At 42.8% G+C, this 19,153-nt stretch carries 18 protein-coding genes; 10 read left to right on the top strand and 8 right to left on the bottom strand.

What is annotated here, in order from left to right; all coding sequences use genetic code 11:
- Positions 1 to 108: 108 nt before the first annotated feature.
- The 4 genes from scpB to rnm are packed head-to-tail and all read right to left on the bottom strand — an operon-like array spanning position 109 to position 3,084.
- The gene (scpB, locus tag IEY40_RS13005) at positions 109 to 756 is read right to left on the bottom strand and encodes an SMC-Scp complex subunit ScpB (protein ID WP_188956836.1); all 648 of its coding nucleotides are present in this window, start codon (positions 754 to 756) and stop codon (positions 109 to 111) included.
- Positions 757 to 784: 28 nt separating this feature from the next.
- On the bottom strand, positions 785 to 1,573 hold the full coding sequence (locus IEY40_RS13000) for a segregation and condensation protein A (protein WP_188956834.1): 789 nt from the start codon (positions 1,571 to 1,573) through the stop codon (positions 785 to 787).
- Between the two features lie 33 nt (positions 1,574 to 1,606).
- On the bottom strand, positions 1,607 to 2,227 hold the full coding sequence (locus IEY40_RS12995) for an L-threonylcarbamoyladenylate synthase (protein WP_188956831.1): 621 nt from the start codon (positions 2,225 to 2,227) through the stop codon (positions 1,607 to 1,609).
- Positions 2,224 to 3,084, bottom strand: a complete 861-nt coding sequence (gene rnm, locus IEY40_RS12990; protein WP_188956829.1) for an RNase RNM — start codon at positions 3,082 to 3,084, stop codon at positions 2,224 to 2,226. Before rnm ends, IEY40_RS12995 begins: the two co-directional genes overlap by 4 nt.
- Positions 3,085 to 3,528: 444 nt before the next feature.
- Between rnm and IEY40_RS12985 the strand changes: the two genes are divergently transcribed.
- The 10 genes from IEY40_RS12985 to xthA all read left to right on the top strand — a co-directional run bounded on the left by IEY40_RS12985 (position 3,529) and on the right by xthA (position 13,050).
- Positions 3,529 to 5,100, top strand: a complete 1,572-nt coding sequence (locus tag IEY40_RS12985; RefSeq protein WP_188957058.1) for an anthranilate synthase component 1 — start codon at positions 3,529 to 3,531, stop codon at positions 5,098 to 5,100.
- 29 nt (positions 5,101 to 5,129) lie between these two features.
- A complete protein-coding gene (locus IEY40_RS12980) occupies positions 5,130 to 5,732 on the top strand; it encodes an aminodeoxychorismate/anthranilate synthase component II (protein WP_188957056.1) in 603 nt (200 codons plus the stop codon).
- Positions 5,732 to 6,775 (top strand): anthranilate phosphoribosyltransferase, encoded by a 1,044-nt coding sequence (gene trpD, locus IEY40_RS12975; RefSeq protein ID WP_283108116.1) that lies wholly within the window; start codon positions 5,732 to 5,734, stop codon positions 6,773 to 6,775. The genes IEY40_RS12980 and trpD overlap by 1 nt, the downstream gene beginning before the upstream one ends.
- Complete coding sequence (trpCF, locus tag IEY40_RS12970) at positions 6,768 to 8,171, top strand: bifunctional indole-3-glycerol-phosphate synthase TrpC/phosphoribosylanthranilate isomerase TrpF (RefSeq protein ID WP_188956827.1); 1,404 nt, start codon at positions 6,768 to 6,770, stop codon at positions 8,169 to 8,171. The genes trpD and trpCF overlap by 8 nt, the downstream gene beginning before the upstream one ends.
- Positions 8,172 to 8,227: 56 nt before the next feature.
- Positions 8,228 to 9,433: a tryptophan synthase subunit beta gene (trpB, locus tag IEY40_RS12965; protein WP_188956825.1), complete on the top strand. Its 1,206-nt coding sequence runs from the start codon at positions 8,228 to 8,230 to the stop codon at positions 9,431 to 9,433.
- Complete coding sequence (gene trpA / locus IEY40_RS12960) at positions 9,426 to 10,229, top strand: tryptophan synthase subunit alpha (RefSeq protein ID WP_188956823.1); 804 nt, start codon at positions 9,426 to 9,428, stop codon at positions 10,227 to 10,229. The genes trpB and trpA overlap by 8 nt, the downstream gene beginning before the upstream one ends.
- Positions 10,230 to 10,377: 148 nt before the next feature.
- Entirely contained in the window at positions 10,378 to 11,244 is an 867-nt protein-coding gene (locus IEY40_RS12955) for a substrate-binding periplasmic protein (RefSeq protein WP_229777102.1), read from the top strand.
- A gap of 113 nt (positions 11,245 to 11,357) precedes the next feature.
- Positions 11,358 to 11,909, top strand: a complete 552-nt coding sequence (locus IEY40_RS12950) for a septation protein A (protein WP_188956819.1) — start codon at positions 11,358 to 11,360, stop codon at positions 11,907 to 11,909.
- A 35-nt stretch (positions 11,910 to 11,944) separates the two neighbouring features.
- On the top strand, positions 11,945 to 12,244 hold the full coding sequence (locus IEY40_RS12945; protein WP_188956817.1) for a YciI family protein: 300 nt from the start codon (positions 11,945 to 11,947) through the stop codon (positions 12,242 to 12,244).
- The gene (gene xthA / locus IEY40_RS12940; RefSeq protein WP_188956815.1) at positions 12,244 to 13,050 is read left to right on the top strand and encodes an exodeoxyribonuclease III; all 807 of its coding nucleotides are present in this window, start codon (positions 12,244 to 12,246) and stop codon (positions 13,048 to 13,050) included. The genes IEY40_RS12945 and xthA overlap by 1 nt, the downstream gene beginning before the upstream one ends.
- Before the next feature lie 95 nt (positions 13,051 to 13,145).
- On the opposite strand, the gene IEY40_RS12935 is transcribed toward xthA, so the two are convergent.
- From IEY40_RS12935 to IEY40_RS12920, 4 genes are all read right to left on the bottom strand, one after another.
- Entirely contained in the window at positions 13,146 to 14,414 is a 1,269-nt protein-coding gene (locus IEY40_RS12935; RefSeq protein ID WP_229777101.1) for a hypothetical protein, read from the bottom strand.
- A gap of 12 nt (positions 14,415 to 14,426) precedes the next feature.
- Positions 14,427 to 16,760, bottom strand: a complete 2,334-nt coding sequence (locus IEY40_RS12930; protein WP_188956813.1) for a bifunctional diguanylate cyclase/phosphodiesterase — start codon at positions 16,758 to 16,760, stop codon at positions 14,427 to 14,429.
- 2 nt (positions 16,761 to 16,762) lie between these two features.
- Positions 16,763 to 17,464 (bottom strand): cupredoxin domain-containing protein, encoded by a 702-nt coding sequence (locus tag IEY40_RS12925; protein WP_229777100.1) that lies wholly within the window; start codon positions 17,462 to 17,464, stop codon positions 16,763 to 16,765.
- Between the two features lie 84 nt (positions 17,465 to 17,548).
- A complete protein-coding gene (locus tag IEY40_RS12920; protein WP_188956811.1) occupies positions 17,549 to 18,994 on the bottom strand; it encodes a methyl-accepting chemotaxis protein in 1,446 nt (481 codons plus the stop codon).
- Between the last annotated feature and the right edge of the window lie 159 nt (positions 18,995 to 19,153).

Below are 19,153 nucleotides of genomic sequence, written 5' to 3'. Positions count from 1 at the left end.
ATATGCAACCATCAACGATTGCCTGCATAAACTTAAATGGTTTTTATTCATTACATTTCATCATTAGTTTGTACAAGAGCGAACTACCTTGCAATGTCACCAGGCTGCTTAGTCAGAAGTATCGCTATTGCTTTCATCAATCTCTTCATCTGCAATGTTGGGTTCATTCGCCGGTTCTGCGTCTTCGTCAATAGCAATTTGGGCTTTATCAAATAACGCATGTAAAGACGCAACATCAGTTAGCGCGGGTAAGTCTGCCAATTTCTTTAAACCAAAATAATCTAAAAACTGATTAGTGGTGGCATACAGTGCAGGACGCCCTGGTACTTCTTTATGACCAACCGCTTTAATCCAATTGCGATCAAGCAAACTTTTAATGATATGACTGCTAATTGCCACGCCACGAATTTGTTCAATATCACCACGCGTTACTGGCTGCCTGTAGGCTATTACCGCAAGGGTTTCCATGGTGGCTCGAGAGTATTTAGGGGCTTTTTCTTGCCATAATGGCTGTAAAAATGGACTGAGGATTTCTTGGGTTTGAAAACGATAGCCGCTAGCAACCTTAACAAGTTGTACTCCGCGATCTTGATAGTCTAATTGTAACTCTTCAAGAGTTTCTTGGATCCGCACGCGTGACACATTAAAGTCAGCTAATACGGTTTCTTTTAAGACTTTGACAGACAAGGGCTTACCTAACACAAATAAACTGGCTTCAATTAATTGTTTTAGCTGAATAGCATTGATTTGATTCATGATTCTAATGACTCAGTTAAGATAAACGCTAGAAAGCTTTTATATAGATAGGTGAAAACGGTTCATTTTGTACTAATTCAACCAGCAACTCTTTCACCAATTCCATTAACGCTAAAAAGCTAACTACAACGCCCGCACGACCTTCACTGACATCAAATAAATGCTCAAAACCTAAGTATTCAGTACTAGACAGTTTCGCTAAGATTTGGCTCATGCGCTCACGGGTTGATAATTGTTCGCGCTTAACATGATGGTCTTCATTGGCATCGATTCGTTTGAGTACTTCGCCAAAGGCGCGAGCAATATCAGCTAACGACACTTCAGGAGGCACAACGACAGGTTTAATGCCAGGGGCTGCAACCACAGAGGCTTGAAACACATCGCGATCAATTCGCGGCAGCTCATCTAAATCAGCTGCGGCTTGCTTTATCACTTCATAGGCTTTTAATTGTCTTATCAGCACCACACGAGGATCTTCTTCCTCATCGTCTTCATGCGCCATTTTGGGCAACAATAAGCGGGATTTAATTTCGGCTAAAGTGGCTGCCATAACGAGATAGTCTGCGGCTAACTCAATCCGTGCTTCGGTCAATATCTCAATATAAATGAGATATTGTTGCGTAATTTGCTGAATAGGTAAATCAACCACATCCAGCTTTTGCTTACGGATTAAATAAAGCAGTAAATCCAGAGGCCCTTCGAAGGTTTCTAAAAATACCTCTAATGCCTCTGGCGGGATAAATAGGTCGAGCGGCATGCTGTCCATCGCTTGACCGCGCACCACAGCTAATGGAAGGCTCTGTTGAATGCCCTGCATGACTATCCCTTTTGACTATATCGAATCAAGGATTTATTCAAATGCACTGGTGTCGCCTGCGCCGTAACGCAAAATAACCACTTCATCTTCCGACATATCAATGACTGTAGTTTGCTTCTCAGGTAAATACCCGCCGTGAATAATGCCATCAACTTGGTGTTCTAAAATATCGCGGATGTGCTCAGGGTCTGACTCTGCCGCTTGCTCGTTTGGCATCACCAAACTGGTAGTCATCATTGGCTCATTGAGGGCTTCAAGTAAAGCAAGTGCAATTAAGTTGTTCGGCACACGGATACCAATGGTGCGCTTTTTATCGCACTGTAAACGGCGCGGCACTTCTTTGGTCGCTTTAAAAATAAAGGTGTATGGCCCAGGTGTGCAGCTTTTAAGTAAGCGATAAGCTTGGTTATCTACTCGGGCAAAGTTAGCCAGCTCAGATAAGTCACGACACATTAACGAAAAATTATTGTCGTTTTCAATCTGACGAATACGCACCATGCGTGTCATGGCATTTTTGTCGCCAATCATACAGCCTAATGCATAACCAGAGTCGGTAGGATAAACAATCACCCCACCTTGTTTCAGAATCGCCACCGCTTGGTTGATTAACCTCGCTTGTGGGTTTTCATCGTGAATATAGAAAAATTGACTCATGTCCGTTCCATCCAATTTTGAGATTGCCAAACCCACTCAACACCTTGGGGTTGGTATAAGTTTTTGCCTAGCTCAATCCAATTACTAGGAAAGTGAAAATCACTACCAACAGAAGCCAGCAGGTTATTTTGTTTACTCAGTGCAATGAGATTATTGCGGTCGTCCAGCGTTTGCTGCCCTAAAATCACTTCCATCGCATCGCCGCCCGCTTCTGCATATTCGCGCACAAGACGCTTAAGCCACTTTGCCGATAACTTGTAACCACTTGGATGTGCAAGCACAGCAACACCACCCGCTTGATGAATGTGTTCTATCGCATTGGCCATGTCGCCCCAATTATTGGGCACATAACCGGTTTTTCCGCGGGCTAAATATTTTTTAAACACACTGGGCATATCTGTCGCATGGCCATGATCGGCTAACCATCTTGCATAATGACCACGACTTAATGCCGCATCACCTGCAATGGCTTTGGCGCCTTCATAAGCCCCTTCAATACCTGCTTTAGCTAAGCGCTCGCCAATTTCTTGGGCTCGCACCTCACGTAATTGACGTTGCTGAGCTAAAAATTCTAATAAACCCGCATGGCTAACATCTATATTTAGGCCGACAATATGAATATCAAAACTATTCCAACGAGTCGAGATTTCGCAACCATTGATCAGCTTTAATGGCGTGGCATGTGCTTGATTGGCAATATGTGCTTCGGCTAAACCACCAACGGTATCGTGGTCGGTAATCGCAAACATCTCTACGCCCTTTTCAATGGCGCGAGAAATTAATTGAGTTGGTGTTAGTTGACCGTCTGATGCGGTCGTGTGGCTATGAAGATCGGCCAATAGAGTGTCTGTAATCATCTGTTTATTGTACAAGAATACCAATAAAAATACTGCTGGGATTAGTGAATTAATTATGTCAAATAACAACTATTTTTAGCGTGAAGCTGCGCTTTATGTTCAATAAATAAACAACAGACACCACTGGATACATTTTTCACTGTTTTTGAGTAATATTCAATTGACTTTAAAGCCCAGCTGGGTTTTCCTATAGGCACGAAATACAGAACTTAATATAGCGATTATCAATGACACACACATTAGCTTCATTACACATTACTTGGTGGTGGCACTTCCCAAATTAACGGGTGGTGTGAAGCGTTGTGCTCATTTTTAAGAGACAAGATTTTACCAGAAAGCCCGCAGAGATGTGGGCTTTCTTGTTATTTGGCCCATAGGATTACTCGGGTTAATTAGCAGTTAAGGTGACCAGATGATAAACATTAATACACAAGGAGCGGCAGCATAGTGAAGACGACAGTGATCACACCAAACCAACTCGCTCAGGTTAGTACGCAAAAACAAGCGTTAACCTACCATACTGATCCGTTAAACCTGTATCAGCATGTCACCCAAAACGCGCCGCATACTATGCTGCTAGAATCCGCTGAGGTCGAAAGTAAAGATCATCTTAAAAGCATAGTGTTAACTCACGCCGCAATGATGATCCGCTGTGACGGTTATCAACTCACTTTTAGTGCATTAACCGAAAACGGCGCGAGCTTACTTGAACCCATTGCCACATTTTTTAATCACGCGGGTTTGCAACTTCATCCAAATCAATTAATCGTAACCTTACAAAAAGCTACCGAGTTACAAGATGAAGATGCGCGCTTAAAATCAACTTCACCGCTTGATGGTTTGCGCATGTTTGTTCAGCACATTCAAACCAATAACGCGGTTAAATTCGAAGATTTATTTTTAGGTGGCGTACTGGCTTACGATTTAATTGATACGGTAGAGCCACTTCCTGCAGCTCCTAATGCCAATAACGACTGTCCCGATTATTTATTCTATCTAGCTGAAACCTTAATATTAATTGATCACCAAACCAAACAAGCTGACATTGTTAGTCATCAATTTAATCAAGACCCAGCCATTAAAGCGCAGCTAAAAACACAAGTCGATACTGTCAGTGAACAATGTACTGTACTAGGTGATGTCGCAGCATTAGCAACAATTGACGCTGAAGCTGAAGTGAATATCAGCGACGAGCAATTTAAAAAAACGGTAGTCGATTTAAAAGAGCACATTGTTGCCGGCGATATTTTTCAAGTGGTTCCATCTCGTTGTTTCAGCTTGCCTTGTCCTAACACATTAGGAGCATACCGCGCTTTAAGGCTGACCAATCCAAGCCCATACATGTTTTATTTCCGCGGTCCTGATTTCACTTTGTTTGGTGCTTCACCAGAAAGTGCTTTGAAATACGACGCAGCAAGCAACCAAGTAGAAGTGTATCCCATTGCTGGTACACGTAAGCGCGGTAAAAATGCCCAAGGCGAAATCGACTTTGATTTAGACAGCCGTATCGAACTTGAACTGCGTCTAGACAAAAAAGAACTGTCTGAACATTTGATGCTGGTCGACTTAGCCCGTAACGACATTGCCCGCATTAGCCAAAGCGGTAGCCGAAAAGTCGCCGAATTACTTAAAGTAGACCGTTACTCGCACGTGATGCACCTTGTGAGTCGTGTCACTGGCCAGTTACGCAATGATTTAGATGCCCTGCACGCTTATCAAGCCTGTATGAACATGGGCACCTTAGTGGGTGCACCAAAGGTACGAGCATCGCAATTGGTGCGTGAAGCAGAACAAGCTCGTCGTGGCAGTTATGGTGGCGCAGTCGGTTACGTTAACGGTTTAGGCGACATGGATACCTGCATTGTTATCCGTTCTGCATTTGTCAAAAATGATGTTGCTTATATTCAAGCCGGTGCCGGCGTAGTATTTGATTCTGATCCGCAAGCCGAAGCCGATGAAACTCGCCAAAAAGCCCAAGCCGTTATTTCTGCCATTAAAATGGGAGGTGGTCTATGAGCAACACGAACCCACAAGCGAGCGCGAAAATGAAATTATACTTACTCGACAACTTCGACTCGTTTACCTACAACCTAGTCGATCAATTCCGTAGTTTAGGCTGTGAAGTGTTGATTTATCGTAACGATGTCAGTGCCGATTATTTGGCCGAAAAACTCATTAACGAAACGGGTAAAGCCGCATTGGTATTATCACCAGGCCCAGGAGCACCCCACGAAGCAGGCTGCATGATGGAGCTTATCGGTAAAGTTGCAGGCAAAGTACCTATGCTAGGTATTTGTTTAGGGCATCAAGCGATGGCAGAGTATTATGGCGGTAAAGTAGAGCGCGCTCCCTTTGTTGTACACGGCAAAGCCAGTCCGACTTTTCATAATGGCCAGGGCGTATTTGCTAACTTACCATCGCCGTTGCCAGTTGCTCGTTACCACAGCTTAGTGGCCACTCGTGTACCAGATTGTCTCGAGGTTATCGCCACAACCGATGACATGCCGATGGCGATATTGCACCCACAGCATCAGGCTATTGGATTTCAGTTTCATCCGGAGTCTATTTTAACCACTTTAGGTAGCCAATTACTGACACAAACACTGGCTTACTTAACTCAAGACAATACGGCTACTGGAGGCGCATAATGGCTAACTTACAACCTTTATTCGACCACCTTTATCAAGGTAACAGTCTGAGCCGTGAGCAAACCGCCGAACTGTTTAGCACAATTATTGCGGGCGATATGGAACCCGCAACCATGGCGGGTATGTTAGTCGCCCTTAAAATGCGCGGTGAAACCATTGACGAAATCACCGGCGCAGCCGATGCATTAAGACAAGCCGCAAAGGCTTTTCCTCGCTCTAAAGCATCGATTGACACCGGAATAGTGGATATTGTAGGTACTGGCGGTGATGGTTATAACACCATTAACATTTCAACTACGGCAGCCTTTGTGGCCGCCGCTGCTGGCGCTAAAGTGGCCAAACATGGCAACCGCAGTGTGTCGAGTAAATCGGGTTCATCTGATTTGTTGTCTCATTGTGGTATCGCACTCACTATGACACCAGAGGCCGCAAGCCAATGTTTAGATGATCTCGGGTTATGCTTCTTATTTGCGCCACACTATCATGGTGGGGTAAAGCATGCAGTACCGGTTAGAGCAGCATTAAAAACGCGCACTATTTTCAATGTACTCGGACCATTAATTAACCCAGCTAAGCCAGAGGCAATGCTACTCGGCGTTTACACGCTTGAATTGATAGAGCCTATTGCTCAAGTGTTGCATGCTCTGGGCGTAAAACGTGCCATGGTGGTTTACGGTAGCGGCTTAGATGAGGTTGCACTGCACGATATTACTCATGTAGCAGAACTAAAAGACGGCACTGTACGTACCTATCAGCTCACGCCTGAAGAACTTGGGGTCACGCGCGCAGATATCACCGCACTAACAGGTGGTGAACCCAGTGATAATGCACTTATCACTCAAGCCATTTTACAAGGGCAAGGCCAAAATGCTCATCGTGATGCGGTTGCCATCAACGCGGGTTGTGCCCTTTATGTCAGTGGAGTTTGTGACTCGGTGCTCAAAGGCACACAGTTAGCATTAGCCACCTTAGCCACTGGCAATGCCTACACTCTTTTAACCGATTTAGCCGCTGCTAGCCAAGCTGGAGAAAACAATGAGTAACCCAGAAAGTAACGTATTGACGCGTATTGTTGATACGAAAGTTGCCCATATTGCTGCCCTTAAACTGCGCTTTCCTGAAGCCAGTTTACAGCCTAAAATATCTGATCGTAGTTTATACGCGGCACTTAAAGCACCTAATGCACAGTTTATTTTAGAATGTAAGAAGGCCAGTCCGTCTAAAGGACTCATTCGTGCAGACTTTAATGTCGAAGCGATTGCAGATATTTACAACCACTATGCTGCTGGTATTTCGGTGCTAACAGACGAAGAGTTTTTCCAAGGCGACATGGATTACATTCCACGGGTTCGCGCTAGAGTGACTCAACCGATCATCTGTAAAGATTTCTTTGTCGACTCCTATCAAGTTAAACTCGCCGCCCACCAAGGTGCCGATGCCATCTTATTAATGCTATCGGTGTTAGATGATAACCAATATCGCCTGCTGGCCGACGAAGCAGCTAAGTACCAACTTGATACCTTAACTGAAGTCAGTAATCAGCCAGAATTAATACGCGCCATTGAACTTAATGCGCCAATTATTGGTATTAACAACCGTAACCTGCGCGATTTAAGTACCGATTTAGCCACGACAGAACGTTTAGCACCTCAAATCCCTACCGATCGCGTAGTGATAAGCGAATCAGGCATTTATAACCATCAGCAAACTCGTCGCCTGAATCCATTAGTTGATGGCTACCTTGTGGGTAGTTCAATTATGGCACAAGCCGATATTGATCTAGCCTGCAGACAATTGATTTATGGCAATAATAAAGTCTGTGGCTTAACTCGTATTGAAGACATTGCTGCGGTAGCAAAAGCTGGCGGAGTATTTGGCGGATTAATTTTCCACCCTAAATCGCCTAGAGCGGTAAACGCAGAAACAGCCGCAGAGCTTATTGCTCAAATGCAGCAACAACACATTGCATTAAATATGGTTGGTGTATTTGTTAATGAACAGATTGAAACCATCGCGTCTATAGCGCAAACACTTAACCTATTTGCGGTGCAATTACACGGCAATGAAACCGAACTCGAAATTGATGCCCTACGCGCACTGTTGGCTCAAAAGCAGCTCAGCACGCAAATTTGGAAAGCCGTTGCAATCGACAGTCAAACCGGGGTGATGGCAAATAAACCGCAAGGGGCTGATCGATATTTGTATGACAGTAAATCTGCAGAGCAATTTGGCGGCACCGGCCAAACCTTTAACTGGCAAGCAGACATCGACAATAAAGCCGATGCTATGTTGGCCGGAGGTTTAACCCCAGATAACGTTTATCTCGCCAGCCAGCAAGGCTTTTATGGGGTAGACATCAACTCTGGTGTAGAATCAGCACCTGGCCATAAAGACCATCAAAAATTAATTGAAGCATTCACCCAATTACGCCGTAACTAGTTTGTATATTACGACACGATTTTTAGCTAAAACACGATTACTCGAAGGGAACATTTATGACCGAGCTCAAGCTTAACCCTTATTTCGGCGAATACGGTGGTATGTACGTACCGCAAATTCTAGTGCCAGCATTAAAACAACTTGAATCTGCCTTTGTTGACGCGCAGCAAGACGAAAGCTTTCAAGCTGAGTTTACCGACTTGCTGAAAAACTACGCTGGTCGCCCAACAGCATTAACCTTAACGCGTAACTTAAGTCCAAACCCGATGGTAAAAATTTACCTAAAGCGTGAAGACCTACTCCATGGTGGTGCACACAAGACCAACCAAGTATTAGGTCAGGCATTATTGGCAAAACGCATGGGTAAAAAGGAAATCATTGCGGAAACAGGTGCTGGTCAGCATGGTGTAGCAACCGCACTAGCCTGCGCGCTTTTAGGCCTAAAATGTAAAGTATACATGGGTGCGAAAGACATTGAGCGCCAGTCGCCAAACGTATTTAGAATGAAGTTAATGGGCGCAGAAGTTATCCCAGTAACCTCTGGCTCATCAACCCTAAAAGATGCCTGTAATGAAGCCATGCGTGACTGGTCTGCCAGCTACGACAAAGCGCATTACTTATTAGGCACAGCAGCTGGTCCACACCCTTTCCCAACAATCGTACGTGAGTTCCAACGTATGATTGGTGAAGAAACTAAAAAGCAAATTCTTGAAAAAGAAGGCCGCTTGCCAGATGCCGTTATCGCCTGTGTCGGCGGTGGTTCAAACGCGATAGGTATGTTTGCTGACTTTATTGATGAACCATCAGTAGAATTGATCGGTGTTGAACCTGCCGGTAAAGGCATCGACACACCAATGCACGGCGCACCACTTAAGCACGGTAAAACCGGTATATTCTTTGGTATGAAGTCACCGTTAATGCAAGACAGCTCGGGCCAGATTGAAGAATCATATTCTGTGTCGGCGGGTCTTGATTTTCCATCAGTTGGACCACAACATGCGCATTTAAATGCCATAGGCCGTGCTCGTTATGAGTCAGCAACCGATGATGAAGCACTAGAAATGTTTCAAACACTAGCACGCTGTGAAGGGATTATTCCTGCATTAGAATCAGCACATGCACTGGCATACGCCGTACGTATGGCAAAAGAAGCCACCAAAGAAACCATATTAGTGGTTAATTTATCAGGGCGTGGTGACAAAGATATTTTCACCGTGGCTGATATTCTAGAAGCCAAACAACAGGAGAGCGGCAATGAGTAACCGTTATCAAACAACATTTGCAGCCCTTAAAGCCCAACAAAAAGGCGCGTTCGTTCCTTTTGTGACAATTGGCGATCCTGGCCTCGAACTGTCATTAAAAATTATTCAGACCTTGGTTGATAACGGCGCTGATGCACTCGAATTAGGGTTTCCATTTTCAGACCCACTTGCTGACGGACCTGTAATTCAAGGTGCAAATTTACGTTCTTTAGCCGCAGGCACTAAACCAGATGATTGCTTCGCTCTTATCGCTAAAATTCGTGCACAGCATCCAGATTTACCCATTGGATTATTACTTTACGCCAATCTTGTTTTTGCAAACGGTATTGATGAATTTTATGCCAAAGCACAAACCGCTGGCGTTGATTCAGTGTTAATTGCCGATGTGCCTGTTGAAGAGTCTGCGCCATTTAGTCAAGCAGCTAAAGCACATGGCATTGCACCTATTTTTATAGCACCACCTAATGCAGATGCTGACACCTTAAAACTTGTGAGCGAGCGCGGCGAAGGTTATACCTATTTACTCTCTCGTGCAGGTGTAACCGGTACCGAGTCAAAAGCAGGTCAACCGATAGAAAACATTTTGGCCCAATTAGCTGAGTTTAATGCTCCACCGCCATTGTTAGGTTTTGGTATCGCAGAACCTGATCAAGTTCGCGCAGCTATCAGCGCGGGTGCTGCAGGTGCCATTTCGGGGTCAGCTGTGGTGAAAATCATTGAAGCACATCAACATGATGAAGTAACACTTTTAGCTAAGCTTGCAGAGTTTACAACTGCGATGAAATCTGCAACTTAAGATGTATTTTAACAAATACTGAGGAGCAACGAGTTTGCTCCTTTTTTATACTCTCTATACTCAACAATACTGATTTCAATATACCAATCAACTCAGAAATTGAGGTCGTATGAAAAATTCGTTGATAAGGATTTTAACGATTTGCTTTATGTCTGTGATATGCCCAATTAACGCGGCGGACTATACACTCCTTCCAAAAACCATTGTCAATTATAATGCATCCATTCAAGGTATTGATCCCAAACAAGCCTATTTTATCTCACTGCTTGAGCTTGCCTTAGAAAAAAGTCGAGATCAATATGGCGACTATCAACTGAACGCAGTCATGATTGAAATGCCACAAGGCCGCGCACTTAAAATGGTTGCTGACAATAAAATGATTGATGTTGTATGGACAATGACGAGCATAGAAAGAGAGGAGCAATTACAAGCGATATACATTCCTTTATTAAAAGGCCTAATGGGATATCGAATAGGGCTTATTCGTAGAAATGATCAAGCTAAGTTTGAGCAAATGGACTTAGAACAAATCAAACAAACTTTAATGGGTCAAGGCACAGACTGGCCTGATGTCGATATTTTAAACAGCAATGGTTTTAATGTGATCCGCGGCGGCGATCAACAACTCATCACCATGTTATTAAAAGGTCGTTTTGATTATTACCCTCGTTCAATACACGAACCTTGGCGCGACTTAGCCCGGTACCCTAACGTGGTGCTAGAACATAAATTTTTACTCAAATACCCTGCACCCATTTATTTTTTCGTCCGTAAAAGCAATACACACTTAGCTGAACGCATTGATTACGGGCTTAGAAAATCAATTGTAGATGGCAGCTTTGATCAGTTATTTTATAACCACCCTATTACCCAAAACATGCTAGAAAAATCACAATTAGATAAACGCACAGAAATCGTGTTACACAATCCCTACTTATCGAAAAAAAGTGCTGAATTACTTAACGAGCAACAACTGTGGATCACATTAGAATCTAAACATATCCCAAGCAGTTAATAGCAACAGCTTACAGTTCATAAACACGCTCTGCTCATGTACAATTGCACCTTATTATATTATTAGATTAACCACTCTTGTGGTTTTCTGTACTCATTCTGTTTGAGATATTTATGAAGCAACTGTTAGATTTTTTACCTTTAGTGATTTTTTTTGCTGTGTATAAGTTTTACGATATTTACACAGCTACTGGCGTGTTAATTGCGGCTACAGCGATTCAATTAGTCGTCACCTATTTATTGTATAAACACATTGAAAAGATGCACCTAGCCACCTTTGCAATGGTGACCGTATTTGGTTCGTTAACCTTATTTTTCCATGATGACGCCTTCATAAAATGGAAAGTCACCATCGTTTACGCCTTATTTGCGATTGGGTTAATTGTGTCACAAGTCATGGGAAAACCTGCGCTGAAAAGCATGTTAGGAAAAGAAATGACTGTAGACGATAAAATCTGGACACAAGTCACATGGTATTGGGTCAGTTTTTTTGTATTATGTGGTTTAGCAAATATTTATATTGCCTTTAGTTTACCATTAGAAACATGGGTTAATTTCAAAGTGTTTGGCCTTACTGCCCTAACTCTAATTAATACTGTCATTACCGTTGTTTATCTTTATAAAAATATGCAAGAAGAACCAATTAACCCAGAAGATGGTCAGTGATCATCAATTCGTATTTCAACAAGGAAGCCGTCAATATGTGGTACATGATTTCATCTCAAGACGTAGAAAACAGCCTAGAAAAACGCATGTCAGTTCGCGCAGATCATTTAGCTCGTTTACAAGCTTTAGCTGATGAAGGTCGCTTATTAACAGCTGGACCGCATCCAGCGATTGATAACGAAAACCCTGGTGAAGCAGGATTTACCGGTTCACTCGTTGTCGCGGATTTTCCATCTTTAGAAGCGGCGCAAGCATGGGCTGATGTTGACCCATATATTGCTGCAGGAGTTTACAAAAGCGTTATCGTTAAGCCATTTAAGCGAGTATTGCCTTAATGAAGATTGTCTCATTTAACATTAATGGCTTACGCGCACGCTTGCATCAGTTGCAAGCGCTGATCGACAGTCACTCGCCAGATATTATTGGTCTACAAGAAACCAAAGTACACGACGAAGCATTTCCAGTTGCTGATGTTGAAGCCATGGGCTACAAAGTGCATTACCATGGCGGTAAAGCACATTATGGTGTGGCTATGCTGTCTAAAGCTGAACCGCTTAAGATTATCAAAGGGTTTGAAACCGACGATGAAGACGCACAGCGCCGCTTAATCATTGGACAATTTAAACAAGATAATGGCCGTACGTTAACCGTGTTCAATGGTTATTTTCCGCAGGGTGAAAGCATTCATCACGAAACAAAATATCCTGCTAAGCGTAAGTTTTATCAAGACCTAATGGCGCATTTAGACAAGCATCATAAAGCAGATGAAGACATTGCGGTGATCGGAGATATTAATATTTCGCCTACTGATTTAGATATCGGTATTGGCGATGTAAACGCAAAGCGTTGGTTAAAAACCGGCAAATGCAGTTTTCAGCCTGAAGAGCGTGAATGGTTAGCGCGACTACAACAATGGGGATTTGTCGATAGTTTCCGTCATTTACACCCAAGTCGGACTGAGCGTTACTCGTGGTTTGATTATCGCAGTAAAGGCTTCGATGACAACCGAGGTCTGCGCATTGACGTAATTTTAGTTACGCAACCTATGGTCACCCGCCTAGTTGAGTCTGACGTTGATTATGATTTACGCGGCATTGAAAAACCGTCTGATCATGCGCCAATTTGGACAACATTAAGTTAAGCAATCTATGACTTATTAGATTTGTCAGTCTCGCTAATGCCCTGTCCAAATAAAATGCTACACCATAATTGGTGTAGCATTTTTGTTTATTCAATTTAAAAGAAGTATCGACTCGACACTTGCCATTGCTGTTCAACAAGCTCGATAGGTTGATTGATATAACGCCTAGCAGGACGAGTAGAATCAATCACATTGTACTCAAGCTGAATAAACCAGGGTTTATCCAGTTGATATTGATATGCCACAGTCAACGACTGACCATCCTCGTTATTATTATCATCTGGGGTAACATCTTTATCGGTCACAGAAAAGTCTTCTACACGCAAGCTTACACGGTGTTGAGTAAAACGTTTACTCAACATGATATAACCCGAATGAAAATCGTTATCGACCACAGGTAAACCGTCGGTATTGGTCATTAAGGTATTGCCTTGCATATATTGACTAATGAAACTAACACCATAGGGCAACAACCATTTAGCACCAACATGACCAAATTTGGTTAACCAAACATACTGACCTTGCTTAACAATAAGCGTGTTGGCATTGTTGTCATAGTATCCTACTTGCACATTGCCGTTACTTCGCCACGCCCACTTAGCAACAACATGGGCACCAATACGATCATCAAGTTCGGTAAATGGGTCTGAATTTGCGGCTTGCTCTGCGAGCATGCCATCTGGCTGCATTGCAGGAATGGCGGTGATGGGAATCGTTTCTTGTAACAGCGTTTGCCTCGACGTTTGCGTCCATCCATGCCACGCGAGCATTGCTCCCGTGGTGTCATTAAACATAAAAGCTTCTGCGGTTAATGAAAAGTCATGCGCGGATTGGCGATATTTACCTAAAGATTCAATTGTGGTCGACAAACCAATATGGCGAACTTCTTCAGCAAGCCAGCTGTTAATGGTCGAATAACTTAAACTGTAAGGTGATGCCCACGCGGTAGCGACATTTTCTAATGATATTTTGGGGTACATTAAGCCAAATTCAACATCAAGACGGATACCCGACTCGCTTGGAATATCGCGATATCGCACTAAGGCCTCAGTTAAACCGATGCCATTATTGATGCCATCCAAATAGCCATTCGCGACAATGCGACTAGACCAAGCATCGCCCCATTGCGTGTGATAACTCAATCCTAGTTGTGACAAGGCAAACTGTGAACCATTGTTGGCACTAAACTTACCTAGGCCTGCGCTTAAGTATGAATCGCTGCTGTCTGCATACCCAATACGAGTATCAACTACGCCACTGACATGATGTTCAATTTCACCCCACTCCATCGACTGGACACTTAAGTGAACAGTTACGAGAGATAAACAAATGCAGCGAGATACGAAACGGTCAATAACAGTCAATAATTAGCACTCCTACACGTAAGTAGACTGGCTTAACCAATCGTTAAACTGCTGTTCTGGTAATGGCCGCGACAAATAAAAACCTTGGCCCATTTCACAATCGCGTTCAGTGAGCCATTGTAAGGTCTCTTTATCTTCAATGCCTTCTGCGACCACTTTAAGGCCTAAGTTATGTGCTAATTGTAAGGTTGATTGCACAATAATTTGGTCAGCCTCTGTCTGAAGTAACTTTTGCACAAATGACTTATCAATTTTTAACTCGTCTACAGGCAGTTGTTTTAATTGCGCTAAAGATGAATAGCCAGTGCCGTAATCGTCAATAGATAAGGTTAAGCCATTTTGCCGCAATAACGTTAGCTGTTTAATCGCAAGTTCAGGGTCTGACACCACGGCATCTTCGGTTATCTCTAGCGTCATCGCTGATACGGGCACATTTTGCTGCGCCAAGGTGTCTATCACCCAATAACAAAACTGTTCGTCTTTCAAATTTTCAGCAGAGATATTAACGGCAATGCACATGTCTATACCTTGCGCCTGCCAACGATGATATTGCGCCATTGCTTCAGTAATAACCCAGCGAGTCAAGGCATCCATTTGCATGGTTTTTTCAGCAATAGGAATAAAAGTATCAGGTGGAATAATCCCACGACTAGGATGCACCCAGCGTACTAATGCTTCAACGTGAGTAATTTTTTGTTTCACTAAGTTGAGTTTAGGTTGGTAGTAAAGCACTAATTGATTTTGCTCAATAGCCAATTTTAGTTCGTTAATTAATTGAAAACGCTCAATGCTATTTTTATCAATATTGGCATCGTAAATCTGGTAATCACGCTTGTTCATTTTAGCGTGTTGCAACGCGGTGTCAGCTTGACGTAAAAGAGTAACGATATCTACACCATGCCGATGAAAGCTAACCCCTGCAGTAAATTGTAGATGGAGTAAAATATCTTGGTAATGATATTCTTGGCTAATTTTCGCTTGTAACATGGCTAGGAATGCTTCAAAAGATGATTGTTCGCACTCTTTAAATGCCAACACAAACTCATCTCCAGACAAACGACATGCCAACGCATTCGGATTGATATGACACAATCGTTTAGCCACTTCTTTAATCACTTCATCGCCAACCGCATGGCCTAACGTGACATTCACCTCAGTCATACGGCGGATATTGATTAAGCAAATAGCCATATTTGAACCCGCTATCAACCAAGGCTCGCACACTCGTTGTAGTTGATTACGATTGGCCAAATTAGTAAGTGGATCATGAAATGCTTGGTGTTCAATGGATTTTTCACGCGTAACAATGGCTTGTTGCATCGAGGTAAACTCGTTAGCGAGCTGTTGTAACTCAACACTTGAGTCAACGCTTACATGAGAATGGTAATTACCTTTAGCGATAAAGCGAGCCTGTTCTATTAATTGTTTAATTGGCCGGGTAATGCTGCCAGAAATCCAAAATGCCAATAGCAACGATACCGGTAACATTAATAGCAACACAGCCACTTGCTGTAACCACTGAGATTCTATCGATGCCAATAAATCTGACCGCGACTTGTACATGTAAGCATGCAAGGATTTATTATCAACTTGACCTAAAAATTGTTTCCATAAGATAAAATCACTGTCGGCCAGGCCTTCAACAATATATTGGGTCATCAATTGTGTTTCATGACGCTCGAGCGGAAAACTTGAATGACCAACGGAAGTAATCTGATCTTTATCCAACAGCATAAAACCACTGTTTAATCCGGTGAGTTTTTGCAGTGAGTTTGCTAATGAGTCACCAATTAGAAAACCAAAACCAACCCAACCAATCACACTATCTCCGCCGCTGGTCAGAGGGGAAAACTTAATTTGATATAATTTGTTATCGAGTAAGTAGAAAGGACTTATTTGATCAAACTCTGTGTCCAGTTTATAGCGAAATGGCGTATGTTGTTCAGAGCCGAGCGCCACTACGTCTTGTCCGAGTTCATCCTGTGAAGCAACCAACTGACCAATAACTTTACCATCACCCGACACCGCCATCGCGAGTGAAGCATTAATACGCCCACGATGATTATTTAATGCCACTAAAAAACTTCGGTTATCACCATCAATAAAAATGTCTTTTAAAGCAAAATCTTTTGCCGCTGTAGAGGCAAACGCCGCTAAATAATAATTTCGATTATCGTATTGCGACTCAAAGACTAAACTCGCTACCTCGAGCTGGTTAGCAACATACTGATGTTCGAGTCGTTGATTGGATTGATATGACAGCCAGAAAGACAAGGTCAGTACTGCAATAATAACCAGTACAAAAAACGCAAAAATCCGTGTCTGCAGACGCTTAAACAATACCAATATTAATATCCTTCTAGGAATTCAAATTCATCTAAACTTTGCTGTTTAGGAATACTATCAAATTCAGCGTCTAAGGTGATAACTTTTGACTGTTCGCTGGGTAAATGAAATGTCTGTAATTGCTGGTTATCTTTAAGCTTTAATTGTGGGTGCCATACTACTACACTAAAATCATCCTCAGGCAATGCATTAAATATCACCTTACCTTGGTTATCTGTAATCGCATAAAACGGCGTATCAACCACCAGCAAATGGCCCGACATCCAATCATGAATATTGCAGCCCATCGACACATGCCCAGCGGTTTCAAACATGATTAACTGTTTTGCTTGCTCGTGGCGCAACTTAAACGAAAATCGTTTTGGACCTAATGCTGAATATATATGATGGGTTATATCATCTTCATTAACAAAAGCGACTTCTTGGCCTTTTTGAACCACGGTAATATAAGGTGAAAATTGTTTGTCTTTTTGGTGCACTTCAGCTTTTACAGATTCCGCGGCTACAATACGATTTTCCGCATTGCTGGGTTGTAAATATACCACTACATTTACCGCAGCTTGGCCTTGTTGATTGAGTATTAAAAACTCCTGAGCACTTACAGTTTGAGTAACTTGTTGAGTTAACAACAGCAATGTTGTCAGATTTAGCAACAACGTTAAGCTTAACTTACTCTTGTCACGACTCAGGCTTAAACCAATCATTTACACTCCTATTAATATAAATAAAATCATCAATTTCACAACTCAATACAAGACCAAACCAAAGGGTGTTTTATTTCAACCATCTTAAATTTTATATTGGCTTAACATTGCTGCTAATCCTTTTGAAGATTGATTAAGCTCTTTTGCTAGCACGCTAGACTGCTTTGCGGTATTGCTTATGATTTCAGATTGTTGACGAATATGACTAATTTGCGATGAAATGTCCCCAGCAGACATGCTTTGTTGCTCTGCAGATGCGGCAATTTGGCTACTCATGTCAAATACCGAGCTAATCGATCCTGCCATTTGAGTAATATCGTCACCCACAGCTTTAATACTAGCGCTACCTTGATCGGCTTGCTCGACAATCACATTAGTGATACCGGTAAGGTTTGTAGTGCCTTTTTGTAGGCCTTCAATCATTTTCTGAATTTGTACTGTCGCTTCTTGAGTCCGGCCCGCTAGCGTTCGCACTTCATCGGCAACCACCGCAAAACCTCGACCTTGTTCGCCCGCTCTTGCCGCTTCAATCGCAGCATTAAGCGCTAACAAATTAGTTTGTTGAGATATACTTTCAATAGTGGTCACCACATCGTTAATTTGAGTGGCATCGCGAGACAATTGCTCAACCGACGAAAATGATTCAGCAATTCGTTCAGATAAATATCGGACCCTTTGCACTGCATCATTAATTTTTTGCTGGCTTTGGTCCATCTGCTTAGCATTTTGTTGAGTGTGAGATGAAGTTTCACCCGCATGGTGTGACACATCAGCAATAGCAGAAGTCATTTGATCCATGGCATGAGATACCGCGTCTAAAAAGTGATGCTGTTGGTCGATAAGATCCTTATTGGTATTTGCCTGGCTATTAAACTCATCTGCCGCTGCAGATAAGGTGTGGGCGTTATCACGAATGGCCTTAACCATTTCACTCATGTTATCAGCGCAGCGGTCAATGTCGGTCGCGATCAAACTAAAATCATCGGTGCCAAAAAAGTTAAGCCTAAAGCTTAAATCACCGTCGGCCAAACGCTTAATGGCCATATACATTTCCCACAGTCCGCCACCCAATGAGGTTGAAATCCAGTAACTGAGTTGAAACAACGGCAGTAAACCGACCAAGGCAATGATCAACATAAACCTGGCGTCGCCTTTTGCATCTTGCTCCCACTGGGTCGCATTCTGGCTTTGGCTCAAATATTGATTACCGACACTGGCAGAAGCGGTTACGGTATCGCCATTACGACCGGTATTATCACGGGCAGAGATTTGTAATTGGTTATCTGATGCAAATTGTTGCAGTTGGGCCTCAGGTAAACCTTGATTATTGGCCACGGCAGCAAAGCTTTGTACACTGGCTTTTACCCTCTCTTGAGATGCCTGTGCGATGAAATCGTTCGCTTGTTGATAGTTAAGTAATGCAATTACGCTGGTTATCGCGGCAACCATAGAACACACAATCCAAAATTTACCGTTTAGGCTGAACTTAATCATTATTGCGTCAATTTTTCTAAACTGGATTTGTTTCATTTTTACGCTTCCTGAGGCAATTTATATCAAACATCAATAGTATAGCTGAGTAAGTCTGTTCGATGATGAACAGCGGCTAAAAAAATAAAATGCCCAAGTGCAACACACTTAGGCATTTAACTTAATAATTATCGACTTAAGCGTGTAAAACTTAAGTGC

The sequence above is a fragment of the Shewanella ulleungensis genome (genome assembly GCF_014648315.1).
Lineage (GTDB): Bacteria > Pseudomonadota > Gammaproteobacteria > Enterobacterales > Shewanellaceae > Shewanella > Shewanella ulleungensis.
The sequence above is the reverse complement of the archived record's forward strand: the minus strand, read 5'-3'. Positions and strand labels throughout refer to the sequence as shown.

Bases quoted from the DNA above. Each gene is read 5' to 3' on its own strand.
- scpB (WP_188956836.1), bottom strand. From the start codon at position 756: ATGAATCAAATCAATGCTATTCAGCTAAAACAATTAATTGAAGCCAGT.
- IEY40_RS13000 (WP_188956834.1), bottom strand. From the start codon at position 1,573: ATGCAGGGCATTCAACAGAGCCTTCCATTAGCTGTGGTGCGCGGTCAA.
- IEY40_RS12995 (WP_188956831.1), bottom strand. From the start codon at position 2,227: ATGAGTCAATTTTTCTATATTCACGATGAAAACCCACAAGCGAGGTTA.
- rnm (WP_188956829.1), bottom strand. From the start codon at position 3,084: ATGATTACAGACACTCTATTGGCCGATCTTCATAGCCACACGACCGCA.
- IEY40_RS12980 (WP_188957056.1), top strand. From the start codon at position 5,130: ATGAAATTATACTTACTCGACAACTTCGACTCGTTTACCTACAACCTA.
- trpD (WP_283108116.1), top strand. From the start codon at position 5,732: ATGGCTAACTTACAACCTTTATTCGACCACCTTTATCAAGGTAACAGT.
- trpCF (WP_188956827.1), top strand. From the start codon at position 6,768: ATGAGTAACCCAGAAAGTAACGTATTGACGCGTATTGTTGATACGAAA.
- trpB (WP_188956825.1), top strand. From the start codon at position 8,228: ATGACCGAGCTCAAGCTTAACCCTTATTTCGGCGAATACGGTGGTATG.
- trpA (WP_188956823.1), top strand. From the start codon at position 9,426: ATGAGTAACCGTTATCAAACAACATTTGCAGCCCTTAAAGCCCAACAA.
- IEY40_RS12955 (WP_229777102.1), top strand. From the start codon at position 10,378: ATGTCTGTGATATGCCCAATTAACGCGGCGGACTATACACTCCTTCCA.
- IEY40_RS12950 (WP_188956819.1), top strand. From the start codon at position 11,358: ATGAAGCAACTGTTAGATTTTTTACCTTTAGTGATTTTTTTTGCTGTG.
- IEY40_RS12945 (WP_188956817.1), top strand. From the start codon at position 11,945: ATGTGGTACATGATTTCATCTCAAGACGTAGAAAACAGCCTAGAAAAA.
- xthA (WP_188956815.1), top strand. From the start codon at position 12,244: ATGAAGATTGTCTCATTTAACATTAATGGCTTACGCGCACGCTTGCAT.
- IEY40_RS12925 (WP_229777100.1), bottom strand. From the start codon at position 17,464: ATGATTGGTTTAAGCCTGAGTCGTGACAAGAGTAAGTTAAGCTTAACG.
- IEY40_RS12920 (WP_188956811.1), bottom strand. From the start codon at position 18,994: ATGAAACAAATCCAGTTTAGAAAAATTGACGCAATAATGATTAAGTTC.